Origin of the sequence: Cellulomonas sp. NS3, assembly GCF_024757985.1 — a bacterium.
In the GTDB taxonomy this organism is placed as follows: Bacteria; Actinomycetota; Actinomycetes; order Actinomycetales; family Cellulomonadaceae; genus Cellulomonas_A.
This window is the reverse complement of the sequence record NZ_CP103289.1, coordinates 1,703,374-1,720,364: the sequence shown is the minus strand read 5'-3', so window position 1 is coordinate 1,720,364 and position 16,991 is coordinate 1,703,374. Positions and strand designations below refer to the sequence as shown.

General features: G+C 75.3%; 17 protein-coding genes and 1 riboswitch. Of the genes, 9 read left to right on the top strand and 8 right to left on the bottom strand.

Translation table 11 applies throughout. The features are described 5' to 3' along the window. Positions 1-56 precede the first annotated feature (56 nt). Both NXY84_RS07905 and NXY84_RS07900 read right to left on the bottom strand, forming a co-directional pair. Positions 57-1,013, bottom strand: a complete 957-nt coding sequence (locus tag NXY84_RS07905) for a PfkB family carbohydrate kinase (RefSeq protein WP_258726552.1) — start codon at positions 1,011-1,013, stop codon at positions 57-59. A 133-nt stretch (positions 1,014-1,146) separates the two neighbouring features. Beyond that, the gene (locus NXY84_RS07900; RefSeq protein WP_258726551.1) at positions 1,147-1,482 is read right to left on the bottom strand and encodes a hypothetical protein; all 336 of its coding nucleotides are present in this window, start codon (positions 1,480-1,482) and stop codon (positions 1,147-1,149) included. 135 nt (positions 1,483-1,617) lie between these two features. On the opposite strand from NXY84_RS07900, the gene pgi reads away from it, so the two are divergent. Further along, positions 1,618-3,303, top strand: coding sequence for a glucose-6-phosphate isomerase (gene pgi / locus NXY84_RS07895; protein WP_258726550.1), 1,686 nt, complete (start codon positions 1,618-1,620; stop codon positions 3,301-3,303). Positions 3,304-3,358: 55 nt separating this feature from the next. Here pgi and NXY84_RS07890 read toward each other — a convergent pair whose 3' ends face one another. Further along, positions 3,359-3,631 carry a DUF2277 domain-containing protein gene (locus NXY84_RS07890; RefSeq protein WP_258726549.1) on the bottom strand — a complete coding sequence of 91 codons (273 nt, stop codon included), beginning with the start codon at positions 3,629-3,631 and terminating at the stop codon, positions 3,359-3,361. 385 nt (positions 3,632-4,016) lie between these two features. Between NXY84_RS07890 and cspE the strand changes: the two genes are divergently transcribed. Further along, the gene (gene cspE, locus NXY84_RS07885; protein WP_034634923.1) at positions 4,017-4,220 is read left to right on the top strand and encodes a transcription antiterminator/RNA stability regulator CspE; all 204 of its coding nucleotides are present in this window, start codon (positions 4,017-4,019) and stop codon (positions 4,218-4,220) included. A gap of 400 nt (positions 4,221-4,620) precedes the next feature. Here the strand turns inward: cspE and NXY84_RS07880 are convergent, their stop codons facing one another. Then, entirely contained in the window at positions 4,621-5,733 is a 1,113-nt protein-coding gene (locus tag NXY84_RS07880) for a GDSL-type esterase/lipase family protein (RefSeq protein ID WP_258726548.1), read from the bottom strand. Positions 5,734-6,032: 299 nt separating this feature from the next. Beyond that, positions 6,033-6,096: riboswitch (guanidine-III (ykkC-III) riboswitch) on the top strand. Between the two features lie 11 nt (positions 6,097-6,107). On the opposite strand from NXY84_RS07880, the gene NXY84_RS07875 reads away from it, so the two are divergent. From NXY84_RS07875 to NXY84_RS07860, 4 genes are all read left to right on the top strand, one after another. After that, the gene (locus NXY84_RS07875; RefSeq protein WP_258726547.1) at positions 6,108-6,422 is read left to right on the top strand and encodes a DMT family transporter; all 315 of its coding nucleotides are present in this window, start codon (positions 6,108-6,110) and stop codon (positions 6,420-6,422) included. Positions 6,423-6,626: 204 nt separating this feature from the next. Next, complete coding sequence (locus NXY84_RS07870; RefSeq protein WP_258726546.1) at positions 6,627-8,942, top strand: putative bifunctional diguanylate cyclase/phosphodiesterase; 2,316 nt, start codon at positions 6,627-6,629, stop codon at positions 8,940-8,942. A 134-nt stretch (positions 8,943-9,076) separates the two neighbouring features. Next, positions 9,077-9,517 (top strand): DoxX family protein, encoded by a 441-nt coding sequence (locus tag NXY84_RS07865; RefSeq protein ID WP_258726545.1) that lies wholly within the window; start codon positions 9,077-9,079, stop codon positions 9,515-9,517. After that, the gene (locus NXY84_RS07860; protein WP_258726544.1) at positions 9,514-10,833 is read left to right on the top strand and encodes an alpha/beta hydrolase; all 1,320 of its coding nucleotides are present in this window, start codon (positions 9,514-9,516) and stop codon (positions 10,831-10,833) included. The genes NXY84_RS07865 and NXY84_RS07860 overlap by 4 nt, the downstream gene beginning before the upstream one ends. Before the next feature lie 10 nt (positions 10,834-10,843). On the opposite strand, the gene NXY84_RS07855 is transcribed toward NXY84_RS07860, so the two are convergent. Continuing rightward, positions 10,844-12,085, bottom strand: a complete 1,242-nt coding sequence (locus NXY84_RS07855; RefSeq protein ID WP_258726543.1) for an amidohydrolase — start codon at positions 12,083-12,085, stop codon at positions 10,844-10,846. A gap of 169 nt (positions 12,086-12,254) precedes the next feature. Here NXY84_RS07855 and NXY84_RS07850 point away from each other — a divergent pair, with 169 nt between their 5' ends. From NXY84_RS07850 to NXY84_RS07840, 3 genes are all read left to right on the top strand, one after another. Further along, positions 12,255-12,707, top strand: coding sequence for an S-ribosylhomocysteine lyase (locus NXY84_RS07850; RefSeq protein ID WP_258727148.1), 453 nt, complete (start codon positions 12,255-12,257; stop codon positions 12,705-12,707). Further along, positions 12,704-13,411: a 5'-methylthioadenosine/S-adenosylhomocysteine nucleosidase gene (mtnN, locus tag NXY84_RS07845; protein WP_258726542.1), complete on the top strand. Its 708-nt coding sequence runs from the start codon at positions 12,704-12,706 to the stop codon at positions 13,409-13,411. The genes NXY84_RS07850 and mtnN overlap by 4 nt, the downstream gene beginning before the upstream one ends. Positions 13,412-13,493: 82 nt before the next feature. After that, complete coding sequence (locus tag NXY84_RS07840; protein WP_258726541.1) at positions 13,494-14,261, top strand: head GIN domain-containing protein; 768 nt, start codon at positions 13,494-13,496, stop codon at positions 14,259-14,261. Positions 14,262-14,273: 12 nt separating this feature from the next. Here the strand turns inward: NXY84_RS07840 and NXY84_RS07835 are convergent, their stop codons facing one another. The 3 genes from NXY84_RS07835 to NXY84_RS07825 form a co-directional block, all read right to left on the bottom strand. Further along, positions 14,274-14,936: a dihydrofolate reductase family protein gene (locus NXY84_RS07835; protein ID WP_258726540.1), complete on the bottom strand. Its 663-nt coding sequence runs from the start codon at positions 14,934-14,936 to the stop codon at positions 14,274-14,276. A 143-nt stretch (positions 14,937-15,079) separates the two neighbouring features. Continuing rightward, positions 15,080-16,297 carry an RNA polymerase sigma factor gene (locus NXY84_RS07830; protein WP_258726539.1) on the bottom strand — a complete coding sequence of 406 codons (1,218 nt, stop codon included), beginning with the start codon at positions 16,295-16,297 and terminating at the stop codon, positions 15,080-15,082. A 7-nt stretch (positions 16,298-16,304) separates the two neighbouring features. Beyond that, the gene (locus tag NXY84_RS07825; protein ID WP_258726538.1) at positions 16,305-16,658 is read right to left on the bottom strand and encodes a YciI family protein; all 354 of its coding nucleotides are present in this window, start codon (positions 16,656-16,658) and stop codon (positions 16,305-16,307) included. Between the last annotated feature and the right edge of the window lie 333 nt (positions 16,659-16,991).

The window sequence follows — 16,991 nt, the reverse complement described above, 5'->3', positions numbered from 1 at the left end:
AGGTCGGTGTGCACGGCCGCACACGCACACGGGTGCTCGCGGGTGCTCGCCTGCGCTCAGCGCCTCCCGGCCGCAGGGCCGGCGACCCAGCCGCGCGCACCCCGCGCCTGCACCGAACGGCTCGCGACCCGCGTCGCCGCGGCCAGCGCGGTCACGGGGTCGACGCCGCGCGCGAGCTGCTCCGCGAAGGCGCCGTGCAGCACGTCGCCCGCGCCGAGGGTGTCGACGACGTCCACGGCCGGGACCGTCGACGGCTCGACCGCGCCGACCTCCGCGTCGGGCGCACCGGTGACCCGCCGGCGGAACCGCACCGGCCCGGGTCCTGCCGAACGCGCGACGAACGCCGGGCCGAGGAGCGCGACGGCGGCCAGGTCGTGGTCGTCGGGCGCGCCGGCCGTCAGGGCCTGCGCCGCGCCGCGCAGGCCCTCGGGCAGGCGGAAGTCCGCCGAGAGCACCGCGTGGTCGACGTACCCGAGCAGCTCGTCGGTGCGCGGCTTCCAGCTGCCGCCGTCGAGCACGACGGGGACGCCGCGCGCACGGGCGGCCTCGGCGAGCACGAGCGCCGCACCGAGGTGGTGACCGTCGAGGAGGAGGACGTCCGCGCCCTCGAGCACCGCGGCGGCCCGGGAGCGGGCGGCGGGTGCGAGGTCGCCCGACGCGCTCGCGTTGACGGACACGACCGCGCGCTCCCCCGTGCCGCGCGTGACGAGCACGGTCGAGACGGCGGGCGACGCGGGTACGCCGTCGAGCAGGTCGACGACCTCGACGCCCGCCTCGTCGAGGCCCGCACGCACGAGCGCGGCCACCGGGCCCGACCCCAGCGCGGTCACGAGCCGGGCCGGCACGCCGAGCGCGACCGCCGTCGCCGCGGCGTTCGCGGCCGGCCCGCCGAACGTCACGTCGAGCCGGGTCGCGACGAGCTTCTCGTCCGGCGCCGGCACGTGGTCGACGTCCTGCAGCACGTCGAGGGTCACGAGCCCGCACGCGACGACGAGGGGCAGCGTGGACGTCATGCGCCCATCCTGCCGCGCCCGACCCGGCGCAGGACCCGCCCGCCGGGGACCCCGCCCGGCACGCTCGTCCCCGGACCCGGCGGGCCGACGGTGAGCGCAGGCCGGCCGGCCGGCCGGCGCCGACGTGGACCGGTCAGGCGTGCGTCGTCACGCGGACGGCACGCCCCGCGTCGGCCCGGTCGACGAGCAGCCACACGCCCACGCCCGCGACGAGCGCCGCCAGCAGGACCGACGGCCAGGGCCCGAGCACGTCCGCGACCACGTGCGAGCCGGCGAACGCCGCGAGCGCCACGGCACCGGCGCCCGCGGTGCGCACGGGCCCCGCCCGCCGGACGGAACGGGCCGCGCACCAGAGCAGCCCCGCCGCGAGCACGACCCCGCCGAGCCAGCGCACCCCGGTCCCCTGGGCGACGGCGAAGCCGACGACGAGGGTCACGGCGGCGATCACGGCGGTCGGCAGGCGGCTCATGCGCGCCACTCTAGGCAGCGCCCGTCGGTTCCGTCGCATCCCGTCCGCCCCGCACGGCCCCTGCGCGCGGACGTCCCAGGACCGGTCCCCCGCGCCGCAATACGGTGGTGCCACGACATCGCGAGAGGGAGCACCGTGACCACCACACCCATCGACGCCACGAGCACGAGCGCCTGGCAGGACCTCACGGCCCACCGGTCGGCGCTCACGCCGGACCTGCGCGGCTGGTTCGCCACCGACCCCGAGCGTGCGACGCGCCTCACCCGGACGGTCGGGGACCTGCACGTCGACCTGTCCAAGAACCTCATGACCGACGAGACCCTCGAGCTCCTCGTCCGGCTCGCCGACGAGGTCGGGCTCCCCGGGCGCATCGAGGCGATGCTCACGGGCGAGCACATCAACGTCACCGAGGACCGCGCGGTGCTGCACACGGCGCTGCGCCGCCCCGCGGGTGCGTCCCCGGCGCTGCACGTCGACGGCCAGGACGTCGACGCCGACGTGCAGGCCGAGCTCGCCAAGGTCTCCGCGTTCGCCGACAAGGTGCGCAGCGGCGAGTGGACCGGCGTCACGGGCGCGCGCGTCGCCACGGTCGTCAACATCGGCATCGGCGGGTCGGACCTCGGGCCGGTCATGGCCTACGAGGCGCTCAAGCCGTACGTCCAGGACGGCCTCGAGGTCCGGTTCGTGTCGAACATCGACCCGACCGACCTCGCCGAGACGGTGCGCGGCCTGGACCCGACGACGACGCTGTTCATCGTCGCGTCCAAGACGTTCGGCACGCTCGAGACGCTGACCAACGCGCGGCTCGCCCGCACCTGGCTCTGGGAGCAGCTCCTCGCGGCCGGCGCGATCGAGGACACCGACCAGGCGCGCACGCAAGCCGTCGCCCAGCACTTCGTCGCGGTCTCGACCGCGCTCGACAAGGTCGCGGCGTTCGGCATCGACCCCGCGAACGCGTTCGGCTTCTGGGACTGGGTCGGCGGCCGGTACTCGCTCGACTCGGCGATCGGCACGTCGCTCGCGATCGCGATCGGCCCCGACGGGTTCCGCGACCTCCTGGCCGGCTTCCACGCGGTCGACGAGCACCTGCGCAGCACGCCCTTCGCGCAGAACGTGCCCGTGCTCATGGGGCTGCTCAACGTCTGGTACGTCAACTTCCTCGACGCGCACACGCACGCGGTGCTCCCGTACGCGCAGCACCTGCACCGCTTCCCGGCCTACCTCCAGCAGCTCACGATGGAGTCGAACGGCAAGTCCGTGCGCTGGGACGGCACACCCGTCACGACGGACACCGGGGAGATCTTCTGGGGCGAGCCGGGCACGAACGGCCAGCACGCGTTCTACCAGCTCATCCACCAGGGCACGCGGCTCATCCCGGCGGACTTCATCGCCGTCGCGACACCCGCGCACCCCCTGCAGGACGGCGACGCCGACGTGCACGAGCTCTTCCTGTCGAACTTCTTCGCGCAGACCAAGGCGCTCGCGTTCGGCAAGACGGCCGACGAGGTGCGCGCCGACGGTGTGGCGGAGGAGATCGTCCCGGCGCGGGTGTTCCCCGGCAACCGACCGACGACGTCGATCATGGCGCCGTCGCTCACGCCCTCCGTGCTCGGCCAGCTGATCGCCCTCTACGAGCACATCACGTTCGTCCAGGGCGTCGTGTGGGGCATCGACAGCTTCGACCAGTGGGGCGTCGAGCTCGGCAAGGTGCTCGCGATGCAGATCTCCCCTGCGGTGTCCGGCGACGCCGACGCCATCGCGGCGCAGGACCCGTCGACGCGCGGGCTCATCGAGTACTACCGGGCGCACCGGGACGCCTGACCGCACCCGGGTCGGGCGGCGGGGTCCGTCGCCCGGCCGGCTGCGGGTCCGGCGGTCAGGCGGTCGCGTACCGCTCGGCCGACCGGGCCCTGCGCTTCTCGGCCTCGACCTCGCGGTCCTTGGGCGGCGCTGACGTGACGAGCGCGTCGAGCAGGTGGCGCGTCGCGTGCGCGATCTCCTCGACGGCGCGGTCGAACGCCTCGCGGTTCGCCTGCGACGGCACGGTCGAGCCGCTCACCTTGCGCACGTACTGCAAGGCCGCCGCGTGCACCTCGTCCTGCGAGGCGGGCGGCTCGAAGTTGTGGAGGGTGTGGATGTTCCGGCACATGCTCCCGACGGTACGGCGGACGTCGTCCGGGCGGAACCCCGGGACCCGCCGAACGCACCGCCGGGCGCGGCGCGGGGCGCGCGTGCGGCCGTCCGCCCGGCCGCGCGGGCCGATCGGCGCGTGATCACCCGCTCCAGCAGTCGCGCTCGCCCGCACGGGGAGCGGACACTGGGGAGTCCGGAGCGGTCCGCGGGGAGCGGACACGCGAGCAGGTCTCGCATCCGGGCCGCACACCGGCTATTGTCGTGCCCGGAGTTACTGTGATTCGCACGTCCTTGACCGTCGGGGCTGAGCCTCGGCGTTGCGTTCTCTAGGGAGCGGACGACGACACCGTGATATCGCCCCCGACACCCGGGGTCGTCCCCTAACCCGCAAGGGAGCAACCATGACGACTGGAACCGTGAAGTGGTTCAACGCCGAAAAGGGCTTCGGCTTCATCGCGCCTGACGACGGCGGCGCCGACGTCTTCGCGCACTACTCGGCCATCCAGAGCAGCGGCTACCGCTCGCTCGAGGAGAACCAGAAGGTGCAGTTCGACGTCACGCAGGGCCCGAAGGGCCCGCAGGCGGAGAACATTCAGCCCCTCTGATCCTCGGATCGGCGCGCTGACCCTCACCGGTCGGCACCCAGCACACAGAACCGCCCCGGCCTCGGCCGGGGCGGTTCTGTCGTCTCCAGGCACCTGTCGGCGGCACGGAGTCCGCGCGGCCGCGTTGGTCACCACGGGGCCGAGCCCGTCCTCGACCGGGGTCGGGCCGTGGACCCGGCGTGCCGCCGCCGGAAGCGCCCGGTGGCGTCCATGCACAGCCGCAGCGCCCTACGGAGTCGCAGCACCCCACCGGCCCCAGGACCGCACCGGCCCCGGCGCAGGACGGTGCCCCGGCCCGTGAGGACCGGGGCACCGCGGCTGACGGGGCCCTGCGCCTGTCAGCCCACCGGCGTCCGCCCGCCGGTCGTCGGCGCACCCCGGGGCGCGCCGGCGTTCGTGGTCAGCGCGCAGAGCAGCTGACGGTCGCACCCGCACCGGAGCCGGTGCCCTGGAAGCCGAGCTCGGTGCTGCGGCCCGCGGCGAGCGAGCCGTTCCACGCGGCGTTCTGCACGGTCACCGATGTCCCCGCCGTGCTCGCCTGGCCGCCCCAGACGTTCGCGACCCCGCCGTCCGGGAGCGCGAGGGTCACGGTCCAGCCGGTCACGGGCGCCGAGCCGGCGGTCACCGTGACCGCGCCGATGAACCCGCCCTGCCAGCTGTTCGCGACGCGGTAGACCGCCGTGCAGCCGGCGCCGGCGGTCGGCGTGGGCGTCGGGGTCGCGGTGGGCGTCGGGGTCGGCGTGGGCGTCGGGGTCGGGGTCGGCGTGGGCGTCGGGGTCACGCCGTCGAGCACGCCCGCGAGCGCCGGGTACCACCGGTCCGCGAGCTTGACGATGCCGGCGTCGTTCGGGTGCACCCCGTCGGACGTGTCCGCCGCAGAGTTCCAGCCGGTCCACTGGTCGACGACGGTGATCGGCGACGCGCTGGTGCTGAGCGAGGCGGCCCAGGCGGGGATCGCGGCGTTGAGGGCGACGGTGCGCTGCGCGCACTCGCCGCACGTCGGGGGTGCGACGGGGATGATCTGCGCCACGAGCACCTTCATGGCCGGGTTGCTCGCGCGCATCTGGCGCACGAGCGTCGTGTACGCCGCGAGGATCTGGGTCGTCGAGCGGTTGCTCCACACGTCGTTGGTGCCGAAGTGCATGAGGACGACGTCCGGGCGCGTCTGCGCGAGCCACCCGGTGAGGAGGCCCTCCGCGGCGACGTTCGTCGCGAGCAGGCCGCCGTGGCCCTCGTTGTCGCCGTCGTGCGCGATGCCGCAGCCCTGCGTCGGCAGCGTCCCGACCATGTCGACGTCCGTGTACCCGCCGTTCTGGAGCTTCTGCCACAGCAGCGCCCGCCAGCAGCCGGGTGAGCCCGTGATCGAGTCGCCGAGGGCCATGATGCGGACCGGCGCCGAGGCGGCCGCGCGGCTCGGAGCCGCGGCGGCGAGGACCCCGGCCAGGAGCAGCGCGGCGACCGCGACGAGGGCGAGCAGGGAGCGGCGGTTCGGGTGTGCGGACGGCGTCGTCATGGCGCAGGTCTCCCTCTCGAGGGGGCTGGGGACGGGACGCGCGGGGACAGCGCGCGGGCCGGACTGGCAGCCTGACGGGCGCTCGCGGGACGGCGCCAGGACGCGCCCGCGGACGAATCCATTAAGTGGGCGCCGCGTCGCCGACGGTTCCGCGCGGGCCCCCGTGGGCGGCGCGGCGCAGGGACCGGTCCTCGTCCGGTGCCGGAGCAGCGCGCCCCCGAGCCCCCGGTGACCGACCCCGGTGACCGACCTCACCGCTCCCCTCCTGGGCCGGGACGCGGGGGCGTGCGACCCTGGAGGCAGGGCCCCCACGGGTTCCCGGACGAGGTGCGCCGTACCCGGAGTGCGACAAGACGGCGCCGAGGGAGATCGTCATGTCCTGGCTCGTGCTGGTCCTGTCCGGTGTTCTCGAGGCCGTCTGGGCGACCGCGCTCGGGCGGTCGGAGGGGCTCACCCGCTGGGTCCCCACCGTGGTCTTCGCCGTCGCGCTCGTGCTGAGCATGGGTGGGCTCGCGTACGCGATGCGCGAGCTGCCGACGGGGACCGCCTACGCCGTGTGGGTGGGGGTCGGCGCGGCGCTGACCGTGGCCTACGCGATGGCGACCGGTGCCGAGCCGGTGTCGCTCGTGCGGGTCCTCCTGCTGCTCGGGATCGTGGGGTGCGTCGTCGGCCTCAAGGTCGTCGGCTAGCGCTCCTCGCCGGCACCACCGGTCACGGGCTCCCCGGTCGGGTCCGGGGCGCCCGCACCGGCCCGACGTGCACCTTTCACCCCGCGCACACCTCGCACGCCGCCGTCCCCGGCCGATCACCTCCACGAAGGACCCGCCGAGGTCCGGCCGCCGCGCGGTCGGTGCCCCGGCGACGTGGGGCCTCGTCGTCGATGCGATTGGTGCGTGATCTGGGTGAGGAGCGCGTGGTCCCGCTGGCTCGCGGCCTCCTCCGCGGTCGCCGTGCTGCACCTGCTGCTCCCCCTCGGGTTCCCGCGCGGCATCGTCTACGTGTCCGTCGGCTTCCTCTCCGTCGCGGTCATGCTCGTCGGGATCAGCCGCAACGCACCGGCGGCCCGGCTCCCCTGGTACCTGCTGACCGTGGGCATCGCGCTCATGACGGTCGGGGACTTCCTGTGGTCCTGGTTCGAGCTCGTGCTCGAGACCGACCCGTACCCCTCGGCCGCGGACGTCGTCTACCTCGCCGCGTACCCGTTCCTCGGTGCGGGGCTGCTCATGCTGGCGCGGGCCCGCGGCAGCGAGCGGCACCCGACCGCGGCGATCGACAGCCTGCTCGTGTCCATCGGGCTCGGGCTGGTCGCCTGGGTCACCCTCGTCGCGCCCGCGCTGCGCGACCCCGAGCTGGACCTCGCGAGCACCGTCGTCGGAGCGGCGTACCCGATCGTCGACATCATCCTGATCGGGCTCCTCGTCCGGCTCCTGACGGCGCCCGGGGCCCGGTCGACCGCGTCGGTCCTGCTCGTGAGCGCGACGGGGTCGCTCATGGCGGTCGACGCGCTGTTCCAGCTCTCGGCGCTCGTGCCGGCGCTCGAGGAGCACGTGCTGCTGCTCGACGCGGGCTGGCTCGTCTCCTACGCGCTGTTCGGTGCCGCCGCGCTCGACCCCGGCATGCGCCTGATGTCCGAGCGCGCGGTCGAGCCCGAGCAGCGCAAGGGCCGCCAACGGCTCATGCTCGTCGGCCCCGCCGTGTTCATGGCGCCCACGGTGCTCGTGGTGCAGCTCGTGCTCGGCGGCACCGTCGACGTGTGGGCCGCCGCGGTCGCGGCCGTCGCCCTGACGGTGCTCTCGCTCATCCGGATGGCGCGCATGACCCGGTGGCTCGAGGAGCAGGCGCAGAGCCTGCGCGGCGCCGCCGACACCGACATCGTGACCGGCCTGGCGAACCGGCGGCTGCTCGTCCGGGAGATCCGGGACGCCCTCGCGGCACCGCGGGCCCGCGTCGCGCTCGTGCTGGTCGACGTCGACCGCTTCAGCGAGATCAACGAGACGTTCGGGCACCGCACCGGCGACGAGGTCCTGATCCGCATCGGCGAGCGGCTGCGGTCCGTCGCGGGCCACGCCGGCCTGGTGGCCCGGCCGGGCGGCGACGAGTTCGCGATCCTGTTCCGCGACGTGCCCGGGAGCGGCACGGCGATGAACCTGGCGCAGTCGGTGCACGACGCGCTCGCCCGTCCCGTCCGGCTCGACGACCTCGAGGTGCGGGTCCAGGTGAGCGTCGGGCTCGTGGTCGCGCCCGACGACGGCACGGACCCGCTGGACCTGCTGCACCGCGGCGACGTCGCGCTCTCGACCGCGAAGCGCGGCTCGCGCCTGCCTGCGCGCTACGACGCCTCGATGAGCTCGGCCAGCACCCTCGCCCCCGCGCTGGGCGGCACGCTGCTCGGCGCCATCTCGCGCGGCGAGCTCGTGCTGCACTACCAGCCGATCGTCGAGGTCAGCACCGGGCGCGTCCTCGCCGTCGAGGCGCTCGTGCGCTGGCAGCACCCCGAGCACGGCCTGCTCACCCCGAACCTGTTCATCCCCACCGCGGAGCGCACGGGCGTGATCGGTCCGCTCACGCGCGACGTCCTCGACCAGGCGCTGCGCGCGGTCGCGGGCTGGCGCGCCGACGGCCTCGACATCGCGGTGGCGGTCAACCTGGCGGCGCAGAACCTGCTCGACCCCGAGATCGTCTCCGACGTGCGCGCCGCGCTCGCGCGCCACGGGCTGCCGGCGTCCGCGCTCGAGCTCGAGATCACGGAGAGCAGTGCGATGAGCGACCCGGAGCGCGCGCTCGAGGCGCTGGACGCGCTGGAGCGGCTCGGTGTCGAGCTCGCGGTCGACGACTACGGCACGGGCCACAGCTCGCTCGCGTACCTGCACCGGCTGCCGGTCGGCCGGCTCAAGCTCGACCGCGCGTTCGTGGGCGGCATCGCGCAGGACCGTGCCAGCGAGGCGATCGTCCGGTCCACGATCGAGCTCGCGCGGCACCTCGGGCTGTCGGTCGTCGCGGAGGGTGTCGAGGACGACGCGACGTTCGCGATGCTCTCGGAGATGGGCTGCTACGCCGCGCAGGGGTTCGGCCTCGCGCGTCCCGGGCCCGCCGCGGGCATCCCGGCGGTCATCGCGGAGATCACCCGCACGCGCGCACCTGTGGCACCGGCGCGGCGGGACGGCGTCCCGGCACCACGCGCCGCGGCGGCGGCGCCCGCACCGCGCTGACCGTCGGGCAGCCGTCGGGCCCCCGCGCCGACTCCCTCGGGAGCGAGCCGGGAACGGTCCGCCCTGCCCCGCGCGTCGCGCACCCGCACGCCCGCACCCGCCCACCGCGGCGGGCCCGCCGCTAGCGTGGCCCGATGACCCCGTCGTCCCGGCCGCGTCCGCCCTCCCCCGCGTCCGCCGCCGTGCTCGGCGCGGTGCTCGCGCTCTCGGGCGTGCTGCACCTCGTCGTGCCGCGCGTCTACGAGCCGCTCATCCCCCGCCCGCTCGGGAACCCGCGCGCATGGGTGCTCGGCAGCGGCGTCGCCGAGCTCGCGTGCGCGGCCGCGCTCGTGCCCGCGCGGACCCGGAACGCCGGGGCGCTCGCGACGGCTGCGCTGCTCGTCGCCGTGTTCCCCGGGAACGTCACGATGGCGCTGCGCACCCGCCGCGGGGCCCCCGGGATCACGACGCGGCGGGTCGTCGCGTGGGGGCGGCTGCCGCTCCAGGTGCCGCTCGTCGGCTGGGCGCTCGCCGTCGCGCGGGGTGCGCGCGCCGCCAAGGTCACCGCACCGGTCGCGTCGGGCTCGACCCGATGACCCGGACGGGCGCGCCCGCGCCGACGTCGACCCAGTACCCCGTCCCCGGCCTCGTGGTGCGCGAGCACCGCGTCGCGGTCCCCGTCGACTGGTCCGCGCCCGAGCGGTACGCGCCGATCGAGGTCTTCGTGCGCGAGCTCGTCGACCCGCGCCGCGCCGGCGAGGACCTCCCCCTGCTGCTGTTCCTGCAGGGCGGGCCCGGCGGAGCGAGCCCACGCCCGCTCGGGAGCGGCTGGTGGACGACGCTGCTCGCGACCCACCGGGTCGTGCTGCTCGACCAGCGCGGGACGGGTCGCTCGACGCGCATCGCGGCCCGCGAGGTGGCCGCGCTCGGGACCCCCGCCGAGGGCGCGGCGTACCTCGCGTGCTTCCGGGCCGACGCGATCGTGGCCGACGCCGAGCACGTGCGGCGCACCGTCTACGGGGGGCGGCGCTGGGCGACCCTCGGGCAGTCCTACGGCGGCTTCGTCACGCTCGCGTACCTCTCGCGGCACCCGGAGGCGCTCACGGAGTGCCTCGTGACGGGCGGCCTGCCGCCGCTGACCGCGAGCGCCGAGGAGACCTATGCGCGCACCTACCCGCGGCAGGCGGCCCGCAACCGGGAGCTCGCGCGCCGGTACCCCAGGGACGTGGCGCTGCTCGGCCGGATCGCCGACCGCGTGTCCGCCGGCGACGTCCACCTGCCCGACGGCGACGTGCTCACCGTCGAGCGGCTGCAGCTGCTCGGGATGCCGCTCGGCATGAGCACCGGCGTCGACGCGCTGCACTGGCTCCTCGACACCGCGCTCGACACCACGGGCGAGCTCGCCGACCCGTTCCTCGCGGCGCTCGCACAGGGGACGTCGTTCGTCGACAACCCGCTGTACGCGGTGCTCCAGGAGGTCATCTACCACCAGGGCGAGCGGGCGGGCGGCTGGGCGGCGCAGGCCGAGCACGAGCGGCGGGACGCGTTCGCGCCCGGTGCCCGGCCGCTCCTGCTGACGGGCGAGGCGATGTTCCCGTGGATGTACGAGCAGATCGGGTCGCTGCGGCCGTTCCGGGCGGTCGCCGAGGAGCTGGCCGCGCGCACGTCGTGGCCCGCGCTCTACGACCCCGACCGGCTCGCGTCGAACGAGGTCCCCGTGGCCGCGGCGCAGTACTACGACGACCCGTACGTCGACCTCGACCTCGCGCTCGACACCGCGTCGCGCGTGGGGGCGACGCAGGTGTGGGTGACCAACGAGCTCCTGCACGACGGCCTGCGCGTCGCGGGCGACGTGATCCTGCCGCGCCTGCTCGACCTCGCGGCGGGCCGGTGGAGCGTGACCGGGCGGTGAGCCGGCGTGCTCAGCCCGCGAAGCGCTCGCGGCGCTCGACGACCCGGCCGGCCTGCGCGGCGTCGTCCCACGCGTAGACGCTCACGCCCTCGATGAGGACGTGCTCGACGCGGGCGTGCACGTCGAGCGGGTCGCCGGACCAGACCACGACGTCGCCGTCGAGCCCCGGGCGCAGCGACCCGACCCGCTCGTCGAGCCCGAGGATCGCCGCGGGGTTCACGGTGAGGGCCTCGAGGGCGGTCGCGCGCGGCAGCCCCTCCTTGACCGCGAAGGTCGCCTGGTGCACGAGGAAGTTCACCGGCACGACGGGGTGGTCGGTCGTGATGGCGACGCGCACGCCGGCGGCCGCGAGCGTCGCGAGGTGCTCGATGCCGCGGTCGCGCAGCTCGACCTTGGAGCGGTTGGTGAGCATGGGGCCGTAGATCACCGGGATCCCGCGCTCGGCGAGCACGTCCGCGATCTTGTGGCCCTCCGTGCCGTGGTTGACGACGAGCCGGTAGCCGAACTCGTCCGCGAGCCGGATCGCGGTCGCGATGTCGTCGTGGCGGTGGCAGTGCTGGTCCCACGCGAGCTCGCCGTCGAGCACCCGCACCAGGGTCTCCAGGCCGAGGTCGCGTGCGAACGGCTCCCCCTTGGTGGCGGCTGCGGCCCGCGCGGCGGCGTAGTGCTGCGCCTTGACGAACGCCTCGCGGATGACCTTCGCGACCCCGAGGCGGGTCGACGGCGTCTGCCCCTTCTCGCGGTACACGCGCTTGGGGTTCTCGCCGAGGGCCGACTTCACGCTCACGGAGGCCGAGAGGACCTGCTCGTCGATCGTGCGCCCGCCCCACGACTTGATCGCGACGGTCTGCCCGCCGATCGGGTTGCCCGACCCCGGCTTGACGACGACCGACGTGACCCCGCCCGCGAGCGCGTCGCGGAAGCCCTCGTCGTCGATGTTCACCGCGTCGACCGCGCGCACCGCCGCCATGTCCGGTCCCGTCATCTCGTTGACGTCGTCCCCCGCGACACCCTCGCCCTCCTCCCAGATGCCGACGTGCCCGTGCGCCTCGACGAAGCCGGGCAGCACCCAGCGGCCGGTCGCGTCGACCACGTGCGCGCCGTCGGGCACCGCGACGTCGAGGCCGACGGCGACGATGCGCCCGTCCTCGATGAGGACGGTGCCGGCGTCGAGCGGCTCGGAGGCGACGGGGACGACGTACCCCCCGGTGACGGCGACGACGGACGGGGTGCTCGCGCTGCGGTGGACCATGCACAGCACGCTAGCCCCGCCGGGCGTGCGCGGGCAGGTCGGCGGCGTCGACGACCCGGGCGGCACGAGGACCGGACGCGAGCACGCCGACGCCGTGACGGACGCGTGCGACACAATGGGGCGAACCCCGCCCGTCCTGACGAGAAGGCCGACCGTGAACCAGCCCCGCATGAACGTCGAGTCGTTCAACCTCGACCACCGCACCGTCGCCGCGCCCTACATCCGCCTCGCGGACCGCAAGGTCCTCCCGGCGGGCGACGTCCTGAGCAAGTTCGACGTGCGCTTCACGCAGCCCAACCAGGGCCACCTCGAGATGCCGGTCGTGCACTCGCTCGAGCACCTGTTCGCGGAGCACTCGCGCAACCACTCGACCCAGGTCATCGACTTCTCCCCGATGGGCTGCCAGACGGGCTTCTACCTGATCCTCGAGGGCGAGTGGGAGCCGGAGGCCGTCATGGGCCTCGTCCAGGAGACGCTCGAGGACGTCACGCGGGCGACCGAGGTCCCCGCCGCGAACGAGGTGCAGTGCGGCTGGGGCGCGAACCACACGCTCGAGGGCGCGCAGGAGGCGGCCCGCACGTTCCTCGCCGCGCGCGACGGGTGGAGCCAGGTGACCGCGTGATCGCCGTCGACGCGGTCGTCGTGACCGCGATGGCCGACGAGGCCGAGGCGTTCGTCGAGCGCGCGGACTTCGTCGGCCCCGTCGCCCAGGTCGGGCACGCGCTGCACCGGGTCCTGTCGGTCGAGAGCCGCGGGGTCCTGCTCGTGCAGTGCGGCATCGGGCTCGTCAGCTCGGCGACGGCCGCGGCCGTCGCGATCAGCGGGACCCGCCCCAGCGTCGTGATCAGCGCGGGGAGCGCCGGCGGCGTCGGCGAGCAGGTCCGCGTCGGCGACGTCGTGGTCGGCACCGAGTTCGTGTACTCGGGCGCCGACGCGCGCGCGTTCGGCTACGCGCTCGGGCAGGTCCCCGGGATGCCGGCGCGGTTCGTCGCGAACGAGGCGCTCCTCGAGGCGACCCTCGCCGTCCCCCACGACGGCCTCACCGTGCGCGCGGGGACGATGCTCTCGGGCGACGCGTTCATCGACGCCTCGCTCGTGGACGCGGTCCGCGCCTCGTTCCCCGACGCGCTCTCGACCGACATGGAGACCGCGGCGCTCGCGCAGACCTGCCACCTGTACGGGGTCCCGTTCCTCTCGGTGCGCGGCATCTCCGACCTGTGCGGCCCCGCGGCGAACGACGACTTCCTCACGCACGTCGACGACGCCGCGCAGCGGTCCGCGAGCGTCGTGCTCGCCGCGCTGCACCGCGTGGTCCCGCGCGACTGACCCCGCACCGGCACCCCTCAGGGGTCGTTCAGGGGCCGGGTCAGGGACGTACCCGATGACCCGGCCCCCGCACGGTGCGAGCGTGGAGCACGGTCCGGACGTCCCGGGCCACGTGCTCAACGTGAGGTCACCCATGTCGCTGCGTCCCGTGCTCGCCGTCACCTCCGTCGGTGCCCTGCTCCTGCTCACCGGGTGCGGGGCGGCGGCGTTCGGTCCGTCCACCACGGAGGAGCGCCCTGCCGACGGCGTCACCGCCGTCGAGCTCTCGACGTCCGGGACCCTCGTGATCGAGCACGGCGACGAGCCGTCGCTCACCGTCACCGCGGGCCGCAACGTCCTGCCCCGGCTCACGAGCGAGGTGCGCGACGGCGTCCTCGTGCTCGACCACGACGACCGGCCCGGCTGGTCGCGCACCGGCACGGTCGAGTACCGCCTCGTGGTCGACCACCTCGACGCGATCCGGCTCGAGGGCTCCGGGGACGTGCGGGTCGACGGCGACGTCGCGACGCGCGACGAGCTCGCGGTCCTGCTCGAGGGGTCGGGCGACGTGGTCGTCGAGGGCGTCGACGTGGACCAGGTCGACGCGAGCAGCCAGGGTTCCGGCCGGATCACGCTCGCCGGCACCGCGGACGTGCAGCGCGTCACCGTCGCCGGGTCCGGGGGCTACGACGCCGCGGCTCTGCGGACCCGCGAGGCGGCGGTGGCGGTCGAGGGGTCGGGCGACGCCACGGTGGACGTCACCGGGACGCTCGAGGCGAGCGTGTCCGGGAGCGGGTCGGTCACGCACACGGGCGGCGCGCGGGTGACGTCGGACGTCGACGGCTCGGGGTCGGTGCGCGAGGGGTCGTGAGACCCGCCCGGGTCACCCGTCCTGCCCCGTCCGGACGAGCTGCACGTGCGTCACCGCCGGTGAGCTCACGAGCTCGGTGCACGTGAAGCCCGTCGGGCCGCCGTCGAGGTCGTCGAACAGCCGCTCGCCCGCCCCGAGGAAGACGGGGACGACCACGAGGTGCAGCTCGTCGACCCGGCCGGCGCGCAGGTACAGCCGGACGGTCCGCGCGCCGCCGCCGAGCCGCACGTCCCGGCCGTCCGCCGCCTCGAACGCCCGCTCCAGGGCGAGCTCCGGGTCGTCGACGAAGTGGAACGTCGTCCCGCCCTCCATCGTCAGCGCGGGGCGCGGGTGGTGCGTCAGGACGACCACCGGGTGGTGGAAGGGCGGGTTCGGCCCCCACCAGCCGCGCCAGGACTCGTCGGGCCACGGCCCGCGCACCGGTCCGAACATGTTCCGGCCCATGAGCGTGGCGCCGATCCCCGTCTCGCCGCGCCGCACGAAGCCGTCGTCGACGCCCCGCTCGCCCGCGGTGTCGCCGTCCCGCCCCTCGCCGCCGTGGAACGAGGGGGTCGCGAACTGCCAGTCGTGCAGGCGCTCGCCGCCGACACCGAGCGGGTGCTCCAGGCCCTGGTGCGGGCCGGCGACGTAGCCGTCGAGCGACATCGCGAGGTTGTGGACACGCAGCAGCGGCACGGGGACCTGCCTTCTCGGGGCTCGGGCGGCGGACACCGGGGAGACCGGGCAGGCGCGCGGAACTCATCGGTGCCCGGCTCGGTCCGCCGACCGCCTCTTTCCCCGGTCACCACGGTGCCCGCGCGGTCCCCGCGGCGACGCGCTCAGACGAGCTCGCTCCGGCGCCGCTCGAGGAACGCCCGCTCGGCCGCGTTGGCGCACCGGGCGAGCGCCTCGTCGTACGCCGCCACCGCGTCGCCCCGGCGGCCGAGCCGGCGCAGCAGGTCGGCGCGCACCGCGTGGAAGACGTGGAACGTCGTGAGGCCCAGCGGGTCGACGGCCGCGAGCGCCACCTCGGGACCCTCGACCTCCGCGACCGCGACCGCCCGGTTGAGCGCGACGACCGGTGATCCGGTGAGGGTCAGCAGGTGGTCGTAGAGCGCGAGCACCTGCGCCCAGTCGGTCGAGGCGACGTCCGGGGCGTCGGCGTGCACCGCCTGGATCGCCGCCTGCACCTGGTACGGCCCCGGTCGCCCGCGGCGCAGGCACCACCGGACGAGGTCCTGCCCCTCGGCGACGAGCGCGCGGTCCCACCGGCTCCGGTCCTGCTCCGCGAGGGGCACGAGCGCGCCGTCGGGCGCGGTCCGGGCGGCTCGGCGGGAGTCGACGAGCAGGAGCAGCGCGAGCAGGCCCGCGACCTCCTCCTCGTCGGGCATGAGCTCGGCGAGCAGCCGTGCGAGCCGGACCGCCTCCGCGCACAGGTCGGCACGCACGAGCGCGTCGCCCGCGCTCGCGGTGTGCCCCTCGGTGAACACGAGGTACACGACCGCGAGCACCGCACGGAGCCGGTCGGGCAGCTCGGCGTCGTCCGGGACCCGGTACGGGATGCGGGCGTCGCGGATCTTGCCCTTCGCGCGCACGAGCCGCTGCGCCATCGTCGGCTCCTCGACGAGGAACGCACGGGCGATCTCGGTGGTCGTGAGCCCGCCGACCATCCGCAGCGTGAGCGCGACGCGCGCCGCCGGGGAGAGCGCAGGGTGGCAACAGGTGAACACCAGGCGGAGCCGGTCGTCGTGCACGGGGCCCTCCTCGACGGGCTCGGGCGGGGCGTGCAGGAGCGCGGCCTGCGCGTGGCGGTCCGCACGGCTGGACTCGCGCCGGATCCGGTCGATCGCCCTGCGGCGGGCGGTCGTGAGGATCCAGCCCGCCGGGCTCGGCGGCAGCCCGGTCGCGGGCCAGCGCTCGACGGCCGCGGCGAACGCGTCCTGCACCGCGTCCTCGGCGAGGTCCAGGTCGCCGAGGACGCGGGTCAGGACCGCCACGGCCCGCCCGTGCTCCTCACGGAACACGCGCTCGACGTCCGCGAGGCCGATCGTGGTCATGCGACGGTCAGCGCCCCTGCGCGAACTGGAAAGGGCGGACCTCCACGGGGAGCGTTGTCGCCTGCGCCATGCGACGACCCCAGTCGAGCGCCACGTCGAGGTCCGGGACGTCGATGACCGTGAGGCCCCCGAGGTGCTCCTTGCCCTCGAGGTACGGGCCGTCGGTCACGAGCACCTCGTCGTCCTTCGCGCGCAGGACCGTCGCGGTGCTCGCGTCGTGCAGGCCGCCCGTGAACAGCCAGACGCCGGCGGCGCGCAGCTCGGCGTCGAGCTCCTCGACCGCCGCCATGATCGGCGCGAGCGCCTCCGGCTCGGGCGCCGGGCCGTCGGGCTGCATCACGCTGAGGAGGTACTGCGTCATGGGAACCCCTCCTTGGGGATCTCGGCCGACCCTGCGCCGGCCTCTCACCTTTTACACGAACGGCCGCCCACGAGATCGACGTGCAGCGACCGATGAGTTCTCGCCCGCAAACAGGTCGACCGGTGTCGGTGGGGACCAGCACACTGGTGGCTCCCCGCCCGCGCCGCACCACCGGCGCGACGTGCACCGCGCGACGCCGCGCAGCCCCGTTCCTCCCGACCGACAGGTGTGACTTGTGACCCAGACCCGGACCGAACCGGCCCCGAGCACCCCACCGGGCGCCACCGGGACCGACCTCCCGTCCGGCCACGCGCCGGACCACTCCCCCGACCG

Excerpts from the sequence above, each read along its gene's own strand:
- NXY84_RS07860 (WP_258726544.1), top strand. The coding sequence starts at position 9,514 with ATGACCCGGACGGGCGCGCCCGCGCCGACGTCGACCCAGTACCCCGTC.
- NXY84_RS07875 (WP_258726547.1), top strand. The coding sequence starts at position 6,108 with ATGTCCTGGCTCGTGCTGGTCCTGTCCGGTGTTCTCGAGGCCGTCTGG.
- NXY84_RS07830 (WP_258726539.1), bottom strand. The coding sequence starts at position 16,297 with ATGACCACGATCGGCCTCGCGGACGTCGAGCGCGTGTTCCGTGAGGAG.
- NXY84_RS07855 (WP_258726543.1), bottom strand. The coding sequence starts at position 12,085 with ATGGTCCACCGCAGCGCGAGCACCCCGTCCGTCGTCGCCGTCACCGGG.
- NXY84_RS07890 (WP_258726549.1), bottom strand. The coding sequence starts at position 3,631 with ATGTGCCGGAACATCCACACCCTCCACAACTTCGAGCCGCCCGCCTCG.
- NXY84_RS07880 (WP_258726548.1), bottom strand. The coding sequence starts at position 5,733 with ATGACGACGCCGTCCGCACACCCGAACCGCCGCTCCCTGCTCGCCCTC.
- NXY84_RS07900 (WP_258726551.1), bottom strand. The coding sequence starts at position 1,482 with ATGAGCCGCCTGCCGACCGCCGTGATCGCCGCCGTGACCCTCGTCGTC.
- NXY84_RS07865 (WP_258726545.1), top strand. The coding sequence starts at position 9,077 with ATGACCCCGTCGTCCCGGCCGCGTCCGCCCTCCCCCGCGTCCGCCGCC.
- NXY84_RS07850 (WP_258727148.1), top strand. The coding sequence starts at position 12,255 with ATGAACGTCGAGTCGTTCAACCTCGACCACCGCACCGTCGCCGCGCCC.
- NXY84_RS07905 (WP_258726552.1), bottom strand. The coding sequence starts at position 1,013 with ATGACGTCCACGCTGCCCCTCGTCGTCGCGTGCGGGCTCGTGACCCTC.
- NXY84_RS07825 (WP_258726538.1), bottom strand. The coding sequence starts at position 16,658 with ATGACGCAGTACCTCCTCAGCGTGATGCAGCCCGACGGCCCGGCGCCC.
- cspE (WP_034634923.1), top strand. The coding sequence starts at position 4,017 with ATGACGACTGGAACCGTGAAGTGGTTCAACGCCGAAAAGGGCTTCGGC.